General features: G+C 71.4%; 19 protein-coding genes. 14 read left to right on the top strand and 5 right to left on the bottom strand.

Annotated features, from left to right (window positions below):
• Positions 1–6: 6 nt before the first annotated feature.
• Entirely contained in the window at positions 7–894 is an 888-nt protein-coding gene (locus ACIWVC_RS07245) for an NAD-dependent epimerase/dehydratase family protein (protein ID WP_396453931.1), read from the bottom strand.
• A gap of 145 nt (positions 895–1039) precedes the next feature.
• On the opposite strand from ACIWVC_RS07245, the gene ACIWVC_RS07240 reads away from it, so the two are divergent.
• From ACIWVC_RS07240 to ACIWVC_RS07200, 9 genes are all read left to right on the top strand, one after another.
• Positions 1040–2002, top strand: coding sequence for a LacI family DNA-binding transcriptional regulator (locus ACIWVC_RS07240; RefSeq protein ID WP_396446492.1), 963 nt, complete (start codon positions 1040–1042; stop codon positions 2000–2002).
• A complete protein-coding gene (locus tag ACIWVC_RS07235; RefSeq protein ID WP_396446494.1) occupies positions 1999–2961 on the top strand; it encodes an aldose epimerase family protein in 963 nt (320 codons plus the stop codon). Before ACIWVC_RS07240 ends, ACIWVC_RS07235 begins: the two co-directional genes overlap by 4 nt.
• Before the next feature lie 208 nt (positions 2962–3169).
• Positions 3170–4162, top strand: a complete 993-nt coding sequence (locus tag ACIWVC_RS07230) for a carbohydrate ABC transporter permease (protein ID WP_396446496.1) — start codon at positions 3170–3172, stop codon at positions 4160–4162.
• Positions 4146–5006 carry a carbohydrate ABC transporter permease gene (locus tag ACIWVC_RS07225; RefSeq protein ID WP_396446497.1) on the top strand — a complete coding sequence of 287 codons (861 nt, stop codon included), beginning with the start codon at positions 4146–4148 and terminating at the stop codon, positions 5004–5006. Before ACIWVC_RS07230 ends, ACIWVC_RS07225 begins: the two co-directional genes overlap by 17 nt.
• A gap of 56 nt (positions 5007–5062) precedes the next feature.
• Positions 5063–6325, top strand: coding sequence for an ABC transporter substrate-binding protein (locus tag ACIWVC_RS07220; RefSeq protein ID WP_396446498.1), 1263 nt, complete (start codon positions 5063–5065; stop codon positions 6323–6325).
• 91 nt (positions 6326–6416) lie between these two features.
• Complete coding sequence (locus ACIWVC_RS07215; protein ID WP_396446499.1) at positions 6417–7700, top strand: Gfo/Idh/MocA family protein; 1284 nt, start codon at positions 6417–6419, stop codon at positions 7698–7700.
• Entirely contained in the window at positions 7700–8776 is a 1077-nt protein-coding gene (locus tag ACIWVC_RS07210) for a dienelactone hydrolase family protein (protein ID WP_396446500.1), read from the top strand. Before ACIWVC_RS07215 ends, ACIWVC_RS07210 begins: the two co-directional genes overlap by 1 nt.
• A 309-nt stretch (positions 8777–9085) precedes the next feature.
• Positions 9086–10666, top strand: a complete 1581-nt coding sequence (locus ACIWVC_RS07205) for a carbohydrate-binding protein (RefSeq protein WP_396446501.1) — start codon at positions 9086–9088, stop codon at positions 10664–10666.
• 54 nt (positions 10667–10720) lie between these two features.
• Positions 10721–12265 (top strand): pectate lyase, encoded by a 1545-nt coding sequence (locus ACIWVC_RS07200; protein ID WP_396446502.1) that lies wholly within the window; start codon positions 10721–10723, stop codon positions 12263–12265.
• Between the two features lie 48 nt (positions 12266–12313).
• Here the strand turns inward: ACIWVC_RS07200 and ACIWVC_RS07195 are convergent, their stop codons facing one another.
• Both ACIWVC_RS07195 and ACIWVC_RS07190 read right to left on the bottom strand, forming a co-directional pair.
• Positions 12314–13051, bottom strand: a complete 738-nt coding sequence (locus ACIWVC_RS07195) for a glucose 1-dehydrogenase (RefSeq protein WP_396446503.1) — start codon at positions 13049–13051, stop codon at positions 12314–12316.
• A 27-nt stretch (positions 13052–13078) separates the two neighbouring features.
• Positions 13079–14164, bottom strand: coding sequence for a hypothetical protein (locus ACIWVC_RS07190; protein WP_396446504.1), 1086 nt, complete (start codon positions 14162–14164; stop codon positions 13079–13081).
• A gap of 71 nt (positions 14165–14235) precedes the next feature.
• Between ACIWVC_RS07190 and ACIWVC_RS07185 the strand changes: the two genes are divergently transcribed.
• Complete coding sequence (locus ACIWVC_RS07185; RefSeq protein WP_396446505.1) at positions 14236–15087, top strand: LLM class F420-dependent oxidoreductase; 852 nt, start codon at positions 14236–14238, stop codon at positions 15085–15087.
• Positions 15088–15117: 30 nt separating this feature from the next.
• Positions 15118–16368, top strand: a complete 1251-nt coding sequence (locus ACIWVC_RS07180; RefSeq protein WP_396446506.1) for a hypothetical protein — start codon at positions 15118–15120, stop codon at positions 16366–16368.
• A 6-nt stretch (positions 16369–16374) separates the two neighbouring features.
• On the opposite strand, the gene ACIWVC_RS07175 is transcribed toward ACIWVC_RS07180, so the two are convergent.
• Together ACIWVC_RS07175 and ACIWVC_RS07170 are read right to left on the bottom strand one after the other, a co-directional pair.
• Positions 16375–17217 carry an SAM-dependent methyltransferase gene (locus ACIWVC_RS07175; RefSeq protein WP_396446507.1) on the bottom strand — a complete coding sequence of 281 codons (843 nt, stop codon included), beginning with the start codon at positions 17215–17217 and terminating at the stop codon, positions 16375–16377.
• A 170-nt stretch (positions 17218–17387) separates the two neighbouring features.
• Positions 17388–18068 (bottom strand): TetR/AcrR family transcriptional regulator, encoded by a 681-nt coding sequence (locus tag ACIWVC_RS07170; protein ID WP_396446508.1) that lies wholly within the window; start codon positions 18066–18068, stop codon positions 17388–17390.
• A 104-nt stretch (positions 18069–18172) separates the two neighbouring features.
• On the opposite strand from ACIWVC_RS07170, the gene ACIWVC_RS07165 reads away from it, so the two are divergent.
• The 3 genes from ACIWVC_RS07165 to ACIWVC_RS07155 all read left to right on the top strand — a co-directional run.
• Positions 18173–18841: a PaaI family thioesterase gene (locus tag ACIWVC_RS07165; RefSeq protein WP_396446509.1), complete on the top strand. Its 669-nt coding sequence runs from the start codon at positions 18173–18175 to the stop codon at positions 18839–18841.
• A 141-nt stretch (positions 18842–18982) separates the two neighbouring features.
• Positions 18983–19225, top strand: a complete 243-nt coding sequence (locus ACIWVC_RS07160) for a hypothetical protein (RefSeq protein WP_396446510.1) — start codon at positions 18983–18985, stop codon at positions 19223–19225.
• Between the two features lie 70 nt (positions 19226–19295).
• On the top strand, positions 19296–19485 hold a 190-nt coding region (locus ACIWVC_RS07155; RefSeq protein WP_396453930.1), incomplete at its 3' end, for a hypothetical protein.

Here is a 19485-nt window from a genome sequence, read left to right as displayed (position 1 = left end):
GGCCCCTCAGGCGAGTTCGGTGCGCCAGCTGCGCTTGGCGGTCCAGCCGAGCAGCCGCTCGGCCTTGGCGGACGAGAACGCCGGGGACGTCCCGGTGAGCGCGGCGGCGGCCTCCTCGGTGCCGGGGACGAAGCGGGGCAGCAGCTCGGCCAGCGGCTCGCGGGCCAGCGCGTCCCCCGCCCCGGCGAAGAACACCTCGCCGTTGCGCTCCAGCACCGGGAGCTGGGCGAGGAGGGCGCCGATGAACTCGCCGGCGTCGCGGGCGTCGAGGTAGTTGAACAGCGAGACGCCGCCGATCTCGGGCCGGTCCAGCCGCTCGCGCACGGTGTGCCCCGACTGGGTCGGCGCGCCCTCCCACTCCTCGGGCGCGATGACGAAGCAGGGCCGGAACGCGGCCATCCGCGTCCCGGCCGCCGAGCGGGCGAACGTCTGCACGGTCTGCTCGGCGACGAGCTTCGACAGGCTGTAGACGTTCCAGGGCCGCGGCGGGTGCTCCTCGTCCAGCGGCAGGTAGTCGGGCGTCCAGCCGCCGGGCGCACCGTAGCCGAGCACCGTCGGGCTGCTCGCGACGACCAGCTTCGGCACCTCCAGCGCCACCGCGGCCGCGCAGACGTTGAACGCCAGCTGCGTATTGACCCGGAAGGTCGTGGCGTCCGTCCGGCCGAACGGGACGGCGATCGCGGCGAGGTGCACCACCGCCTCCGGCCGGAACCGGGTGAGCGCCGAGTGCGCCTCGCCGAGATCGGTCAGGTCGGCCGGCAGCACCTCGGCGGCCTCCCGCGGGGTGCCGGGGGCGCTGTCGACGCCGATCACCTCGTGTCCGGCCGCCGCCAGGGTGGTGACGACGCTCCGGCCCAGTCGGCCCGCGCTTCCGGTGACGAGCACTCTGCTCACCGCATGGACTCCTCAGCTCGCTGCAACCAGTTGCAGTAACGATTGCGCCAGCATCCCCGCCCCGTCAAGTGAGCCTTGTACGACCAGCAGAAATGACGTGAATGATCACTCCGAACGTGCAAACGGTTGCGTTAAGCTTGTCGCCATGGCAGTGACTATCCGGGACGTCGCGCACGCGTGCGGCGTGCATGTGTCCACGGTGTCGCGGACGTTCTCCGCGCCGCACATGGTGAACGCCGAAACGCGGACCCGGGTGCTGGCGGTGGCCGAGCGGCTCGGCTACCGGCCGAACCGGGCGGCGCGGTCGCTCACCACGGGCCGGACCGACAACCTCGGGCTGATCGTGGCCGACCTCGCCAACCCGTTCTTCCCGCCGCTGATCAAGGCGGCGCAGGCCGCCGCCCGCGCCCAGGACTACCACCTGTTCGTCGCCGACACCGACGAGGACCCCGCCAAGGAGGAGGAGCTCGTCATGGCCTTCTCCAAGCAGGTGGACGGCATCGTGCTGTGCAGTCCCAGATCGTCCAACAAGGCGCTGGAGCGGCTGGTCGAGACGATACCGTTCGTGCTGGTCAACCGGCGGCTCCGCGGCGTGACGACCGTCGTCATGGACGTCGCCCGCGGCGCGCGCACCGCGATGGAGCACCTCGCCGGGCTCGGCCACCGGCGCGTCGCGCTCGTGTCGGGGCCGTCCGGCTCCTGGACCAGCGGCGAGATCCGCAGGGCCGTCACCGACGTGCCCGGCCTCGAAACGGTCGTCATCGGCCCCAACGCGCCCACCGAGGAGGGCGGCGTCGCCGTCGCCGGGCGGGTGGCCGCCGCCGGCGTGACCGGCGTGCTCGCCTACAACGACCTCGTCGCCATCGGCCTCATCGAAGGGCTGGACGAGATGGGCGTCGCGGTGCCGGACGACATCAGCGTGATCGGCATCGACGGCTCCATCACCGGGCGCCTGTACCGGCCCAAGCTCACCACTGTCGCCATGCCCACCGCCGACGCCGGGCGCATGGCCGTCGATCTGCTCATCAAATCGATGAGTGCGGCCACCGTGCTGGAGACGCACCTGGTGGTCCGCGAGTCCACCGCTCCCCCGAAAGGACTTCCATGACCAGTCCCGACATCGCGTTCGGCGCCACCCCGGAAGGCGAGAAGGTCGAACGGCACGTGCTCGACAACGGGCGGCTGCGCGTCGCGGTCCTCACCTACGGCGCCACCGTCCAGCGGCTGGAGCTGGCCGACGGCGCGAACGTCGTGCTCGGCCTCGACACGCTGGACGACTACCTGACCCGCAGCCGCTACTTCGGCGCCGTCGTCGGCAGGTACGGCAACCGCATCGCCCGCGGCAGGTTCACCCTCGACGGCACCGAGTACCGCCTCCCGGTCAACGACGGCGAGAACAGCCTGCACGGCGGCGTCCGCGGCTTCGACAAGCGGGTGTGGCGGGCCGAGCCGGCCGGCCCGGCGGAGCTGCTGCTGAGCCTGGTGAGCCCGGACGGCGACGAGGGCTACCCCGGGACGCTGACGGCGAGCGTCCGGTACCTGCTGGACGGCGACGCGCTGCGGCTGGAGTACCGGGCCACCACCGACGCCCCGACCGTGGTCAACCTGACCAACCACTCCTACTTCAACCTGGCCGGCTCCGGCGACGTACGAGGTCACGTGGTGATGCTGGAGGCCGACCGGTACCTGCCGGTGGACGAGGGGAAGATCCCCACGGGCGAGCTCGCGCCGGTCGCCGGGACGCCGTTCGACTTCACCGTCCCCACGGAGGTCGGCGCGCGGCTCGGCGGCCGCTACGACCACTGCTACGTCCTCCAGGGCCGGGCCACGGTCACCGATCCCGGCAGCGGGCGCTCGATGGAGGTCACCACCACCGAGCCGGGCGTCCAGTTCTACACCGGCCACATGCTGGACGCCGGCGCCACCCCGTACGGGCCGTTCGCGGGGCTGTGCCTGGAGACCCAGCGCTTCCCCGACGCGCCGAACCGGCCGGACTTCCCGTCCGCGGTCCTGCGCCCCGGCGAGGAGTACGCCTCGACCACGGAGTACCGGTTCAGCCTCTCCTGAGCGACTGCAAACGGTTGTAGTAACAAGCAGCGGGGCCGGAGCCAGCCAGATTGGGCTCCGGCCTCGACTCGTGCCCTGACCTCGAAATACACGGAAACGGGCACCCTCGGTCAGTGAGGAATCTCACTGCAAAGGGTTGACGACATCTCCGGCTTCGCGCTAAGAAAGCGCTATCTCAAACCAGCTACCACTCACCGAAGGGCCAGTGATGACGTCGAGGCCCGCCGCGGCGGACACGGTGACGGGTACGGCCGAGCCCGCGGCCGCGCCCCCCGTGCGGACGGCCGCGCGCCGCACCGCCCGCCGGAAGAGCTCCCGCGCCCGCTCGCAGGCGTGGGCCGGCTACCTGTTCCTGGCCCCCTGGTTCATCGGCCTGTTCGCCATCACGCTCGGCCCGATGATCGCCTCGCTGTACCTGTCGTTCACCGACTACAGCCTGCTGAGCGAGGCCCACTGGGTCGGCCTGGACAACTACGACAAGATGTTCACGGCCGACGACCGCTACATGAACTCCCTGAAGGTCACGACCACCTACGTCGTGGTCTCGGTCCCGCTGCAGCTGGCGTTCGCGCTCGGGCTGGCGCTGGCGCTGGACAAGGGGCTGCGCGGGCTGTCGTTCTACCGGTCGGTCTTCTACCTGCCCTCGCTGCTCGGCGGCAGCGTGGCGATCTCGATCCTGTGGAAGAAGATCTTCGGTACGGACGGGATCGTCAACACGTTCCTCGGCTGGTTCGGCTACACCGGCCAGGGCTGGGTCACCAGCCCCGACACCGCGCTGTGGACGCTGATCGTGCTGCACGTCTGGACGTTCGGCGCGCCGATGGTCATCTTCCTCGCCGGGCTGCGGCAGATCCCGCAGAACCTCTACGAGGCGGCGCGGGTGGACGGCGCCGGCCGGATCCGGCAGTTCCGGTCGATCACGCTGCCGCTGCTCACGCCGATCATCTTCTTCAACGCGGTGCTGGAGGTCATCAAGTCGTTCCAGTCGTTCACGCAGTCGTTCGTCGTCAGCGGCGGCAACGGCGGACCGGTCGACTCGACCCTCTTCTACACGCTCTACCTCTACCTCAAGGGCTTCAAGAACTACGAGATGGGATACGCGGCCGCCATGGCGTGGGTGCTCCTGCTCATCATCGGGGCCCTCACCGCCGTCAACTTCCTCATGTCTCGATTCTGGGTCTTCTATGGCGACGACAAGTAAGCGCGTGCCGGTGCTGTTCCGGCCCGCCTCGCGGCTGACCAAGCACGCCCTGCTGATCGTGTTCGGGCTGTTCATGCTCTACCCGCTGCTCTGGATGGTCTCCAGCTCGGTCAAGCCGGAGGAGCTGATCTTCCGGGAGCCCGGGCTCGTCCCGACGGAGGTGACCGGCGCGAACTACTCCGGCGGCTGGGACGCGCTCAAGCACTCCTTCGGCTACTACCTGTGGAACTCCGCGGTCATCACGTCCCTCGCGGTCGTCGGCAACCTGGCCGCCTGCTCGCTCGCGGCCTACGCGTTCGCGCGGCTGGAGTTCCCGCTGAAGAGGCTCTGGTTCGCCGTCATGCTCATCTCGATCATGCTGCCGCACCACGTGACGGTCGTGCCGCAGTACATCGCGTTCAGCAAGATCGACTGGATCAACACGATCTGGCCGATCGTCGTGCCCAAGTTCCTGGCGACCGACGCGTTCTTCATCTTCCTGATGGTGCAGTTCATCCGCACCCTCCCCCGGGAGCTGGACGAGGCGGCGGCCATCGACGGCGCGGGGCACTTCCGCACGTTCCTCCAGGTGGTGATGCCGCTCTGCGTCCCGGCGCTGGCCACCACGGCGATCTTCACGTTCATCTGGACGTGGAACGACTTCTTCACCCAGAACCTCTACCTGACCAATTCCGACAAACTCACGGCCCCGGTCGCGCTGCGCCAGTTCATGGACTCCAGCGGCGACTCCTCCTGGGGGCCGATGTTCGCGATGTCGATCATCTCGCTCGGCCCGATCTTCGGTTTCTTCCTGGCCGGCCAGAAATACCTCGTCCGCGGTGTGGCGACCACCGGCCTCAAATAGGAACCGAATCCCCCGAACCCCTCCTCCCCCATTCCCGTCCCCCGGAGGTACAACAGATGAAGCGCATTCTGGCGGCCGCGGCCGCCACCCTGCTCGCGGTGTCGGCCACCGCGTGCGGCAGCGGCGACAACGGCGAGTCGGGCGGCAAGACGAAGGTCGTCTTCTCCTACTGGGGCAGCGACTCCCGGCAGAAGCTGACCGAGGCGGCCATCGCCGAGTTCGAGCGGAAGAACCCCTCGATCGACGTCGAAGGCGACTTCTCCGACTGGGACAGCTACTACGAGAAGCTGGCCACCAAGGCCGCCGCGGGCGACGCGCCGGACGTCATGACGATCGAGATCCGCGGGCTGGCCGAGTACGCGGGCCGCGGCATGCTCGCCGACATGAACGGGAAGGTGAACACCGCCGGCCTCGACCAGGGCGTCATCAAGGCCGGCCAGGTCGACGGCAAGCAGTTCGCGATCCCCACCGGCGTCAACGCGTTCCCGATGATCGTCAACACGGCGACCCTGAAGAAGTACGGCCAGAAGGTACCGGACGACAAGACGTGGACGTGGGACGACTACATCGAGACGTCCCAGAAGGTGACCGAGAAGAGCGGCGGCAAGGTCTGGGGCACCGAGTACAACGAGAACCCCGCGTTCCTGCAGATCTACGCCGCGCAGCGCGGTGAGCAGTTCTACTCCGGCGGCAAGGTCGCCCTCTCCGAGCAGACCATCAAGGACTGGTGGGCGCTCCTGCAGAAGATCATCGACACCAAGGCGGGGCCCAGCGCGGCCGAGATGCTGGAGACCGGCACCAAGGTCGACCAGGCGCTGCTCGCCACCAACGAAAGCGCTTTCGGGAGCTGGTGGAGCAACCAGCTCGACGCGCTGACCAAGGGCTCCGGCCAGGACCTCGACCTGCTGCGCATGCCGAAGGCGCCGGGCGCCACCGCCTCCGGCATGTTCCTGCAGCCGGCCATGTACTACACGATCTCGGCCAAGACCGAGCGGGCGGAGGCCGCCCAGAAGTTCGTCGACTTCCTGGTCAACGACCCCGCCGCCGGCGCGATCCTGCTCAGCGACCGGGGCCTGCCGACCAACGCCGAGGTCATCGCCGCGATCAAGGGCAAGCTGTCCCCGGCCGACCAGAAGGTGCTGGAGTTCATGGACTCGATCAAGAGCGACCTCAGCCCGATCGTCGTCCCGCCGAAGGGCGCGATGGAGATGGAGGACATCCTCAAGCGCGCCACCGACTCGGTGCTGTTCGGCAAGGCGCAGCCCGACGAGGCGGCCAAGACCTTCCTGACCGAGGCCAACGGCGCGCTGTCCCAGTAGAGGCCCCGTCGCAGGCGAACCCGCGACGAGCCGTGCGGCCCGTGAAGACGGCCGGGCCGCACGGCGCCACCCCCGCTCTCAGGAGTCCCCCATGCGATACGCCTTCGTCGGGCTCGGCCACCGGGCGCAGATGTACGTCGACGCGCTGCTCGGCGCGTGGAGCGACACCGGCGAGATCGCCGCGCTCTGCGACCCCAACCGGACGCGGCTGCGCTACTACCTGGACCTGATCGGCCGCGAGGTGCCGTGCTTCGCGCCCGAGGACTTCGGCGCGATGCTCGGGCTCGCCGACGCGGTCGTGGTCGCCACCGTCGACGCCGCGCACGCCCGCTACGTGGTCGAGGCCCTCGACGCGGGCAAGGACGTCATCGTCGAGAAGCCGCTGTGCACCACCGCCGAGGACTGCGCGGCGATCGCCGCCGCGGCCGAGCGGAGCGCCGGCAGGCTGATCGTCACCTTCAACTACCGCTACTCGCCCCGCAACAGCGCCGTCCGCCGGCTCATCATGAACGGCGCGATCGGCGACGTCACCTCCGTGCACTTCTCGTGGGCGCTCGACACCATCCACGGCGCCGACTACTTCCGCCGCTGGCACCGGGACAGGGCGAACTCGGGCGGCCTGCTGGTGCACAAGGCCACCCACCACTTCGACCTGGTCAACTGGTGGATCGACGACGCGGCCGCGTCCGTCTACGCCCAGGCGTCCCTGCGCTTCTACGGCGCCGGCAACGCCCGGGCGCGCGGGCTCGCCGCCCGTCCCGCGCGGGCGTTCGACGCTCCGGGGCTCGGCACGGACCCGTTCCTGCTGGACATGTCCGCCGACCCCCGGCTGAAGCGCCTCTACCTGGACGCCGAGCACGAGGACGGCTACATCCGCGACCAGGACGTGTTCGGCGAGGGCGTGACGATCGACGACAACATGGCGGTCCTCGTCCGGTACGAGCGCGGCGCGCTGCTCACCTACTCGCTCAACGCCCACGCGCCCGCCGAAGGGTACCGGGTGCTGTTCAACGGCACCGCGGGACGGCTGGAGCTGGACGTCGTCGAGCGGGCGTGGACACCGCCGCACGCCGCGATCGACCCGACCGCGTCGGGGAAGGAGCACGCCGAGGGCGCGTCCGAGCGGCTGGTGCTGCAGCGGCACTGGGAGAGGCCGGAGGAGGTCCCGGTCGAGCGGGGCGCCGGAGCGCACGGCGGCGGCGACGCGCTGCTGCTCGACGACGTGTTCCGCGGCCCCTCGGAGGATCCGCTGGCCCGCCGGGCCGGGTACCGCGCGGGGGTCGCGAGCGTGATGATCGGCGTGTCCGCGAACCTGTCGGCGGCGACCGGCGCCCCCGTCGCCCTCACCGCCGGCGGGACCAGGAGGGCGGGCTGATGCTCGGCGAGTTCGCAGGCCTGGCGGAGATCGCCGCACGCGACCTGGGCCTGTTCCCGCCGCCGGGGCCCGGCCTGCCCGAGCGGCTCCGCGACGCGCTGGGCGTCCTGGAGCTGAGCGCCCGCGACGTCCGGGTCGAGCGCCGCTGGACCGATGCGGGGCTGGCTGGAGAGGAGCTGTCCTGGACGGTCGGGTTCGGCCCGCGCACCCGCGCCTACCTGCTCCGCCCGGAGGACGCCGCGGGCCCGCTGCCGGGGGTCGTCGCGATGCACTGCCACGCGGGGATGAAGTGGGCGGGCAAGGACAAGATCGCCGACGGGCCGGAGCCGCCGGTCGCGGAGATCGTCCGGCTGCGCGCCGCGCTCTACGGCCGCCGCGCCTACGCGGGCGAGCTGGCCCGCCGCGGCTTCGCGGTGCTCGCCCACGACGTGTTCGCCTGGGGCAGCCGCCGCTTCCCGCTGGCCGGGACCGGCGGCGACCCGGACCGCTACGACCGGGCCGCCCGCGACCACGAGCACGTCCTGGCGAAGTCCTGCGCGCTGCTGGGCACCTCGTTCGCGGGCGTCCTCGCCTCGGAGGACCTCGCGGCCGCCGCCTACCTGCGCTCCCGGCCCGACATCGGGTCCGTCAGCGCGATCGGCCTGTCGGGCGGCGGGGCGCGCGCCGCGCTGCTGGGCGCGCTCGACCCCGGGATCGCCGCGGTCGCGGTGGCGGCGATGGTCGCGTCCTTCCGGGACTTCCGCGACGAGCACGTGGCCGCGCACTCCTGGATGCTGTTCCCGCCCGGCCTGACCCGCCTGGCCGACTGGCCCGGCGTGGTCGCGGCCCGCGCCCCCGCACCGCTCATGGTCCTCTACGCGACCGCGGACCCCCTCTTCCCCGCCGAGGGCATGCGGCGCGCCCACCGCCAGATCACCGCGGCCTACCGGAATGCGCCCGGCCATTACACCGGCGCATTCTTCGACACCGCCCACCAATTCGACCGGCCCATGCAGGACGCGGCCTTCAGCTGGCTCAGCGAAACCGCCGCGCAATTCTCCCCCGCCGGCCATATGAAAGAACGGCAGGTTCATTGACGCGTTCCGGGTGAACGCCTACCGTGTGAGAAAGCGCTTTCTTTAGCACCGGACCGCCGACCCGTCCGGTCCGCCCCCCGCCACGAAGCGGCCGCATCGCCGCAGCCGCAGCCGCCACAGAAGGGCCCCAGCCATGCGCCCGCTCCCCCGCCGGCGAGCCCCGCCGCCCCCGCCGGAAACCACCCAGGAACAGCGATCCGATGCGGCGGAATGCGCCGGTGACCCGACCATCGCCGCCCCCGCGAGTTCTCCGCCGCGCCTTTCCCCCGAAATCTGGGTCGGCCAAGCCGACCGAGCTTGGAGACGACAATGCAAAGGACATCCTTCATCGCCTGCGGCACCCTGCTGGCGGGCGCGCTCGTCGCGCTGACCGGAAACGCGGCGCAGGCCGACACCGTCCGGTACGAGGCCGGGGAGCCCCCGGCGGTGTGCAGCGGGACCATCGACTCCGACCACGGCGGCTACTCCGGCCGCGGGTTCTGCAACGGCGACAACGAGGTCGGCGCCTACGCCCAGTTCACAGTGAACGCCCCGGCCGCGGGCACGGCGACCTTAAGGGTCCGGTTCGCCAACGGCACCGGCACCGCGCGGCCCGCGGACGTCACGGTGAACGGGTCCGCGACCGGGTCCGCGTCGTTCGAGAGCACCGGCTCGTGGGACACCTGGGCGACGAAGACCCTCACGGTGCCGGTGCACGCGGGCGGCAACACCGTCCGGTTCACGCCCACCACCGCGAACGGGCTGCCCAACATCGACTACATCGACGCCGAGACGGACGGCGGCGACACCCAGCCGCCCGGCGGCGACGTGCTCTACGTGGCGCCCAACGGCAGCGACGGAGCGTCCGGGACGCAGTCGGACCCGACGACGCTCACCTCGGCGATCGGCCGGATCGCCCCCGGCGGCACCATCTACATGCGCGGCGGGACGTACCGCTACTCGCAGACGATCACCATCCCGCAGGGCAGCGGCGGCACCTCCGGCGCCCGCACGCGGCTGTCGGCCTACCCGGGCGAGACGCCCGTCCTGAACTTCTCGGCCATGAGCGAGGACTCCGCCAACCGCGGGCTCGCGGTCAACGGGTCGTACTGGCACGTGTACGGCATCGTCGTCGAGCACGCCGGCGACAACGGCATCTTCGTCAGCGGCAGCAACAACGTCATCGAGCGCGCGGTGACGCGCTTCAACCGCGACACCGGGCTCCAGCTCTCGCGCAGAAGCTCCGACACCCCGCAGAGCCAGTGGCCGTCCAACAACCTCATCCTGAGCTCGGAGTCGCACGACAACGCCGACTCCGACGGCGAGGACGCCGACGGGTTCGCCGCCAAGCTGACCTCCGGCCCCGGGAACGTCTTCCGCTACGACGTGTCCCACAACAACATCGACGACGGCTGGGACCTCTACACCAAGGACGAGACGGGCCCGATCGGCGCCGTCACCATCGAGGACTCCCTGTCCTTCGGCAACGGCACGCTCAGCAACGGCGGACAGGCCGGGAACGGCGACCGCAACGGCTACAAGCTCGGCGGCGAGGACATCCCGGTCGACCACGTCGTCCGGCGGTCCTTCGCCGTCGGCAACGGCCACCACGGGTTCACCTACAACCGGAACCCCGGCTCGATGACGATCTCGGACAACGTCAGCATCGACAACGAGGAACGCAACTTCTCCTTCGACGCGGGCAGCTCCGTCTTCCGGAACAACACCTCCTGCCGCTTCGACGGCGACGGGTCGAACGACAAGACCGCCGGCAACGCGGACGGCTCCAACCAGTTCTGGACCGGCTCCAACGGCTCCCGCTGCGGGTCCTACGCCGGCTCCCTCGGCTGGTACTTCGCCTCGGACGGGCACCTCGTCGTCACCTTCGGCGGCCGGACGGCCACGCCGTAGCCCAGCCGCCGGGACCAGCGCACAGAACCGGCACACACGGAAGGAAAGGCGAGCATGAGACGGAAATCGGCACTGAGACTCTCCGCGGCGTCGGCCGCGGCGGCCCTCGCGGCGACCGCCGGCGTGGTCCTGTCGACGCCGCAGACGTCGGCGGCGGCCGGGGGCGCGACCGGCTACGCGACGCAGAACGGCGGGACCACCGGCGGCGCGGGCGGGCAGACCGTCCGCGCCACCACGGGCACCGCGATCCACGCGGCGCTGTGCAACCGGGCCAGCAGCAGCACCCCGATCACCATCCAGGTCGAGGGCACGATCAACCACGGCAACACCAGCAAGGTGTCGGGCGACAGCTGCAACACCGCCGACGACAAGATCGAGCTCAAGGACATCAGCAACGTCACCATCGTCGGGGTCGGCGGCGGCGCCGTCTTCGACCAGCTGGGCATCCACATCCGCCAGTCCAGCAACATCGTCATCCAGAACGTGACCGTCCGGAACGTCAAGAAGTCGGGCTCGCCCACGTCCAACGGCGGCGACGCCATCGGCATGGAGAGCGACGTCCGCAACGTCTGGGTCGACCACGTCACCCTGGAGGCGTCGGGCGGCGAGGACGAAGGGTTCGACGGGCTCTTCGACATGAAGAACAACACCCGGTACGTGACGCTGTCCTACAGCATCCTGCGCAACTCCGGCCGCGGCGGGCTCATCGGGTCCAGCGAGAGCGACACGTCGAACGGCTTCGTGACCTTCCACCACAACCTGTACCAGAACATCGACTCGCGCACGCCGCTGCTGCGCGCCGGCACCGCCCACACCTACGACAACCACTTCGTGGGCCTCAGCAAGTCGGGCATCAACTCCCGGGTCGGCGCGCACGTGAAGGTGGAGAACAACTACTTCGAGGACTCCAAGGACGTCCTCGGCACCTTCTACACCGACGAGCTCGGCTACTGGCAGGTCAGCGGCAACATCTTCGACAACGTGACCTGGAGCCGGCCCGGCGAGGAGAACCACCCGGCCGGCCCCAACGTGCAGTCCAACACCTCGGTCAGCATTCCGTACTCCTACAGCCTCGACGGAGCCTCCTGCGTGCCGGACATCGTGAGCCAGACGGCCGGCGCCAACAAGGGCCTGCGGGTGTCGGACGGCAACTGCACACCTCAGTCGCCGGACCCGACGCCGACGCCTACCGACCCCACGCCCACCGACCCCACGCCGACCGATCCGCCCAGCGGGACGAACCTCAGCATCGGCGCGGGCTCGGATGGATCGAGCAAGGCAAGCGGGACGAGCTACGGCAACGTCCGGGACGGTGACATGAGCACCTACTGGTCGCCGAACGGCTCGACCGGCTCCATTTCGATCAAGTGGGGCTCCGCCACCACGGTGTCCAAGATCAACATCCGGGAGGCGGCCGACGCCGTGGGCAACATCGGCTCCTGGCAGGTCCTCGACCACGACACCGGCGCCGTCCTGGCCTCCGGCAGCGGCGCGGGCGTCATCGCCTTCTCCCCGGTCTCGCTGCGGAAGATCACCTTCAACATCACCGGCTCGAACGGCACCCCCAGGGTCGCCGAGTTCGAGACCTACGCCGCCTGACACCGTCGCCGGGCACCCGGCCTCCCCTCTCCCGGGTGCCCGGCGCGGTCAGGCCTTGTGCGGGATCTGGCTGACGGTGCCCCCGTCTATGACGAATTCGGAGCCGGTGGCGAAGGACGATTCGTCGCTGGCGAGGAAGACCACGAAGGAGGCGACGTCTTCGGGCTGCCCCGGGCGTCCGAGCGGGATCGGGACCATGTCGTCCGGGATGCCCTCGGTGATCGGGGTGCGGATCAGTCCCGGGTGCAGCGAGTTGACCCGGATCCCGTACGGGGCGAGTTCGACGGCGACCGACTTGGTCAGGCCGCGCAGGCCCCATTTCGAGGCCACGTAGCCGTGCGCCCAGGACGTGCCGCGGAGGCCCTCGATGGAGGAGTTGTTGATGATCGAGCCGCCGCCGGCCGCGATCAGCGCGTCGGTGGCCGCGCGGATGCCGAGGAACGGGCCGGTGAGGTTCACGTCGATGATCCGCTGCCATTTCTCCAGCTTGAACCGGTTGATGGCGGCGCCGTTGGCGATCCCCGCGTTGTTGAAGAGGACGTTCAGGCGGCCGAACTCGCCGACGGCCGTCTCGACCGCGGCCGCCCAGTCCTCGGGGCGCGTCACGTCGAGGTGCACGTAGCGGGCCGCGTCGCCCAGCTCGTCCGCGACGGCCCCGCCCTCGTCGTCGAGGATGTCGCCGATCACGACCCTGGCCCCCTCGGCGGCCAGCGCGCGGGCGCCGGCCGCTCCGATGCCGCGCGCGCCTCCGCTGATCAGGGCGACCTTCCCGGCCACGCGTCCCATCACTGGTCTCCTCTCTCCGGCGGGGTCTCAGTCGGCCGGCGCCGTCGCGAAGACGCCGCGGCCGGTGTTGAAGGGCAGGTCGAGCGGGGTACGCAGGCCCGGCGGCGCCGCGACGACGTCCGGGATCGAGTTGACGATGCGCCCGGCTCCGGCGGCGATCGCGGCGTAGTTGTGGTCGCCCCTCGCGCTGGACGGGCAGACGTCCACGCGGTAGGAGGGCTCGCCGGCGATCTCCAGCCGGTAGGAGCCGCCGTCCTGCGCCGGCTGCGGCCAGTCGGGGCGCAGGTCGCCGCGCAGCCTGGTGGTGTGGTCGATGACGAGCACCTCCCGGCCGGCGGCGATCCCGCGGATCTGGAAGCGCATCGCGGCCACTCCGCCCGCGGGGATGTGCCCGGCGGCCACGTCGAACGCCTCCGGCGCCGGCTCCTGCTCGAACCACTCGGTGATGTCGTCCAGCTCGAAACCGAACCCGCGGGCCATCATCCGGAGGCTGACGCCCCAGGACGCCGCCAGCATCCCCGGCTTGAACATCTTCGGCAGGTCGCCCACGGGCCTGCCGAACCCCATGAAGTCGAACATGACGGGGCCGCCGTCGTAGGTCGCGTAGTCGGCGATCTCCGAGCAGCGCACCTGCTCGACCCGCTGGCAGGTGCTGGCGATCGCGAAGGGCAGCAGGTCGTTGACCCAGCCGGGGTCCACTCCGGTGACGAAGACGCTCACCCCGCTCTCGCGGCAGGCGTTCTCGATGGGGTCGATCATGCGGTCCGGGAGGAGGCCCCAGGGGTAGATCAGCGGCACCGGCGAGGAGGCGACGACGTTGCTGCCGGCGGCGAGGATCCGCCGGACGTCGTCGAGCGCCTCGGACAGCCGGGTCTCCGAGAGCGCGCAGTAGACGGTGCAGTCCGGCCGGGCGGCCAGCGCCGCGCCGAGGTCGCCGGTGGCCGCCACGCCCGTGACCACGTCGAGCCCGGCCAGCTCACCGGCGTCGCGGCCGACCTTCTCCGGGCTGGACACCACGAGCCCGGCCAGCTCGAAGCGGGGATCCTCGATCAGCTGCGCCAGGGCGATGCGGCCGACGTTGCCGGTCGCCACGTGCAGGACGCGGACGGCCATGCTGCTCCTCCGGATAGACAGCTGTCCAGTCAGTATTCCAGAGTATGTAGAACACGTTCTACTATGGCGCCATGCGCAACGGAATCGTGCTCTTCACCTCCGACCGGGGCATCGCCCCCGCCGCCCTCGCCAAGGCCGCCGAAGAGCGCGGCTTCGACACCTTCTACGTCCCCGAGCACACCCACATCCCGGTCCGCCGGGACGCCTCGCACCCCACCGGCGGCAAGGACCTGCCCGACGACCGCTACCTGCGCACCCTCGACCCGTGGGTGTCGCTGGCGACCGCCGCCGCGGTGACCCGGCGGATCGGCCTGGCCACCGCGGTCGCGCTGCCGGTGGAGTCCGACCCGATCACCCTCGCCAAGACGCTCGCGACCCTGGACCATCTGTCGGGCGGCCGGGTGACGGTCGGCGCGGGCTTCGGTTGGAACACCGACGAGCTGGCCGACCACCACGTCCCCGGCGACCGGCGCCGCACCGTCCTCAAGGAGTACCTGGAGGCCATGCGCGCCCTGTGGACGCAGGAGGAGGCGTCCTACGACGGCGAGTTCGTGTCGTTCGGGCCGAGCTGGGCCTACCCCAAGCCGCCGCGGGGCCGGATCCCGGTGATCATCGGGGCGGGCGGCGGCCCGCAGACCATGAAGTGGATCGCCCGCAACGCCGACGGCTGGATGACCACCCCGATCGAGACCGACATCGCCGCGCGGGCCGACCTGCTGCGCAAGGAGTGGTCCGAGGCCGGGCGGGCGGGCGAGCCCGACGTGCGGATCCTGGTCACCAGGAAACCCACCCCCGAGGCCCGGGCCGAATGGGAGGCCGCGGGCGCCTCCGAGCTGATCTGGGGGGTGCCGGACGCCGACGAGGCCACGGTGCTCAAGTACCTCGACAGGACGGCCGCACGGCTCGGCCTGGCCCCCCGCTGACCGCACCCCCGCGACCGAGGAGACCGGCAGATGCCCCAGCCGCGCCCGAGCCGCTACGCCGACCTGCCCCGGGAGCGGCTCGCGGTCCTCGTGCCCGAACTGCTGCTGATCGGGCAGCTCATCGACCGCTCCGGGATGGCGTGGTGCATCTCCGCGTTCGGCCGCGAGGAGATGGCGCGGATCGCGATCCAGGAGTGGGCGGCGTCGAGCCCGATCTACACCCGGCGGATGCAGCGGGCGCTCGGCTACGCCCCCGAGGTGCCGGGCAAGGGCGACGTCCCGACCATCTTCAAGGGACTCCAGCTCGACATCGGGGCGCCGCCCCAGTTCATGGACTTCCGCTACACCGTCCACGACCGGCGGCACGGCGAGTTCCACCTCGACCACTGCGGCGCGCTCATGGACGTCGAGCCGATGGGTGAGGACTACGTCCGGTCCATGTGCCACGACATCGAGGACCCCACCTTCGACGCGACCGCCGTCGCCACCAACCCGAAGGCCCGGGTGCGGCCGATCCACCGGCCGCCGCGCACGCCCGCCGACCGGCGCCCCCACTGCGCCTGGACGGTCACCATCGACGAGTCCCACCCGGAGGCGAAGGGCATCCCCCTGCTCGCGGTCAACGAGCGCTCCCGGGCCGCGAACCTCGACCTGGCCCCGATCGACCCGGCGGACGAGGGCCTCGCCGACTACTCGGGCCCGCTGCTGTCCGATCTGGACTTCGCCGCCTTCTCCCGCTCCGCGCTGGCCCGGATCGCCGACGAGGTGTGCCTGCAGATGCACCTGCTCGACCACGCCTTCGCCCTCGCCGTGGCGGAACGGGCCGCCGGCGCCGACGAACTGCTCCGGATCCGCCGCAAGCAGCTGGTGGGCATCGCCGGCATCGCCGCCGAACGGCTCGCCCGCGCGCTGGACCTGCCCGGCGACGCGGAGGGGGCGGCCCGGCTGCTGGCGCTCCACCCGCTCCTCAATCCCGCGGCCTACGTCGACGCCGAGGCCGACGGCGCGGAGATCGTCGTCCGGCCGTCCCCCGCGCACGAGGACGGCGCCTGGATCTCGCTGTGCGGCCCCGGCTGGACGGCCCCGCTCCAGGCGATCGTCCGCGCCGCCGACGCCCATCTGGACGTCGAGGCCGCGGGCACCGCCGAGGGATGGCGGCTGGCCGTCGTCCGCCGCGACCGGCCGGCCCCGGAGGCCGGCGAGGTCGCGGTCGTGCGGTTCAGCACGGGCGCCGGCTTCGCGTTCGAGCCCCGCCGCGCGCTGCCGATCACGCCCGTCTGACCGGCGTCACTTGACCAGGACGCCCCCGTACTCGCAGAGGTCGCCGTGCTTCTCGGAGGCGCCGACGAACTGGGCGAGCTCGGCGGGAACCGGGGCCAGCGGCGGCTGGTCGGGGTCGGGCCGCCACCGCCGGATGTCGACCAGGCCGGGCTCGACGGGGGTCGGGCCGGCCAGCAGCGCGCCGACCTCCGCGCGGCTGCGGGTCCGCCACGGCATGCCCGCGCCGTTCGCGGCGGCGTCGATCGCCGCCCTGCGCTCGGGGTCGTCCGAGACGATCTGGGTGAAGACCAGATGGCTGCCGGGGACCGCGCGGTCGAAGACGCTGTGCACCACCTTGCGCGGGTCGTCCTGGTCGAACAGGTGGTGCCCGACCGACAGGTAGAGCACCGCGAGCGGCTCGGAGAAGTCGATCAGCCGCCGGGTGTCGGGGTGGGTGAGCACCGCCTCGGGGTCGCACATGTCCACGTTGATCACGGTCGTGGTCCCGTTGTCGGCCAGCAGCGCCCGCCCGTGCACCAGGACGATCGGGTCGATGTCGACGTAGACGACCCGCGGGTCGTCCGCGAACCGCTGGGCGACCTGGTGGACGTTGTTCTCCGTCGGCAGCCCGCAGCCCATGTCGATGAACTGCCGGACGCCGGCCTCCTCGGCCAGGTAGCGCACCGCCCGGTAGAGGAACAGGCGGTTCTCCCGCGCGATGTCCAGGATCTCGGGGAACGCGGGGAGGTGCTGGAGCGCGAACTGCCGGTCGATCTCGTAGTTGTCCTTGCCGCCGAGCGTCCATCCGTAGATGCGCGCGGAGGCGGGAACGTCCGTCGGGATCTGGACGGGAGGCTGCTGTTCGGTCATGGTGCCCCTGTCTCCGGACATCGTGCGGGATCGAATCGTGCGGGATCGAAGATCATTAGATTATCCCGTTCCACTCTCCGGCAATACCAATTCGTGAAGAAGCTCCATATTTCGGCGCGCCTCGAACCGGGGCGGCCGCGGGCGGTGGTGTGCCCGGCGCCCCCGGCCCGTCAGTCCCGGCGGTCGAGGTAGCCCGCGATCGACTCGGCCAGCACGGCGCGCGCGTCGTCGATGTCGGTCCAGGTGCTCAGGCGCTGCTCCAGATAGAGGCCGTGGACGGCGGCCGGCAGGAGGTGGCGGACGCGCTCCAGCCGGTACGCGTCGACGACGAGCCCGCGGAACGCCCGCGCGTAGGCGCGCCGCCAGCGGCGCTCCCAGCGGCCGAGCTGCTCGGCCGTCCGCGGGTACGCCTCGGTGAACTCGGCCGTGTTGCGGGGCAGCAGGCTCCGCAGCGCCGCCACCGCCCGGCCGGCCGGCGAGTCGAGGCCCGACCAGAGGGCGTCGACGATGCGGCTCATCCGCTCGTGGACGGAGCCGTCGTCCGCCTCCGTCCACGGCAGCATGTCGCCCTGGTCCCCCAGCTCTTCGAGGACGGCGGCCCAGAGCCCGTCGACGCCGCCGAACTGGTGCTGGACCGTGCCCCAGGTGACCCCGGCGCGCTTCGCGACGAGGTTGGCGCTGACCCCGCCGCCGTGCTCGCTGTCGGCGAGCATGTCGATCGCGGTCCCGATGACGCGGGCGCGGGTCTCCAGGCCGCGCCGGTTGAGCCGGGCGCCCCGCGCGTTCAGCCGGGGGCCGGCGCCGGCCGGGTCCTCCGGCTCCGCGCCCCGGGCGGACGAGGGCTCAGTCACGGGCCGATTGTAGGTCGGGGCGGCCCGGCGAGACCCCCGATCGACACATAGAAACATCTATGTGAAGTTTGTCGGCCGGCGTCCGCGCGGTATACGGTCTGCGCATGACGAGCGGCCGTTTCCCCGATGCAGGCGCGGTGGGCGTGGGCGGGTTCGTCCGCGACGACACGCCGACCCCCGAGGTCGACCGCCGGGAGGCGGTGCTGGCGTCGCTGGCCGGAACCGTCCGCGAACTGGTCGACGCGGCGATCCGCACGACGGTCGACGACGACGAGGTCCACCGGGTCCGCGAGGAGGTCGCCGCGCTCGTCGGCCGGCTGCGGGCCTCCCAGCTGCCCGGCCCCGCCGGCGTCAGGTACAACGGCGAGCTGCGGGCCTGGAACTGGGGCAACGCCGTCGTGGGCGCGGCGAACGCGATCGCCCCGCCCCTGAACGTCGTCCACGACTCGTCGGGGTGCCACGCCGACGTGGTCCTGGGCGCGGCGTACGAGGGGCCGCCGGGTCTGGTGCACGGCGGGGTGTCGGCGATGCTCCTCGACCACATCATGGGCGTGACGGCGTCCGCGATGCGCCGCACGACCTTCACCGGGACGCTCACCATGCGCTACCGGCGCGGCACTCCCCTCGGGCCGCTGCACCTGGAGGCGAGCATCGTCCGCGAAGAGGGCCGCAAGGTCTTCGTGGTCGCGTCGATCTCCGACGCCGAAGGCGTGACCGTGGAGGCGGACGGGGTGTTCATCCAGCCGGCGGGCGCGCCGGCGGCCGAGATCTGACACTCCGGCGGGCGCCGAAAATCGCATAGAACCCGCTATGCCCCACGTTCACGGCCGCCTGGTCCGCCCGCGTCCCATCAGTTGCCGCCGGCACACGGCGACCTATGGACCCCGCCCCTCGACAGGTGCACACTGCGAGCCATGGCCAATCCGCGGCACCTGGTAGGGCCGGACGGGATACGCGTCGAAGTGGTCGCCCTCGACGACGGAGACCTGACCCTCGCTCAAGCCCAGCATCGCGACGCACGGCAAGGCGAGGCATGGTTCGTGGTGACTCGGCGGGGACGGCTCGTCGCGTACTGCCGCGACATCGAAGAGGTGGCCGAACACGTCGCGCTCGCCGACCTCCACGGCCCCGGCGAAGCCTCCGAGGACGTCGGATAGCGGAGAACATGTCCCGGCCGGCGGCTAGGGTCTTGTCCGTCTTGCAAGTGCCGGCGGTCGCGGGGGTGCTGTGGTCGAGGTTCCCGATGAGGTGGTCGAAGAGCTGGCCGGGCCGGTCGCCGCGGCGATGCGGCTGGTCGGCGCCCGTGTTCCGAAGGCACCGGCGGCGGAGTTGGGTCGGTTGCGGGCGGCCGCCGACGGCACATGGCCGATCCGGGGGGCGGCGGCCGGGCCCCATGGCGGGCCCCATGGCGGGCCCC

Source organism: Actinomadura sp., assembly GCF_044508335.1.
GTDB lineage: Bacteria > Actinomycetota > Actinomycetes > Streptosporangiales > Streptosporangiaceae > Spirillospora.
This window is presented reverse-complemented; position numbering and strand designations above follow the sequence as displayed.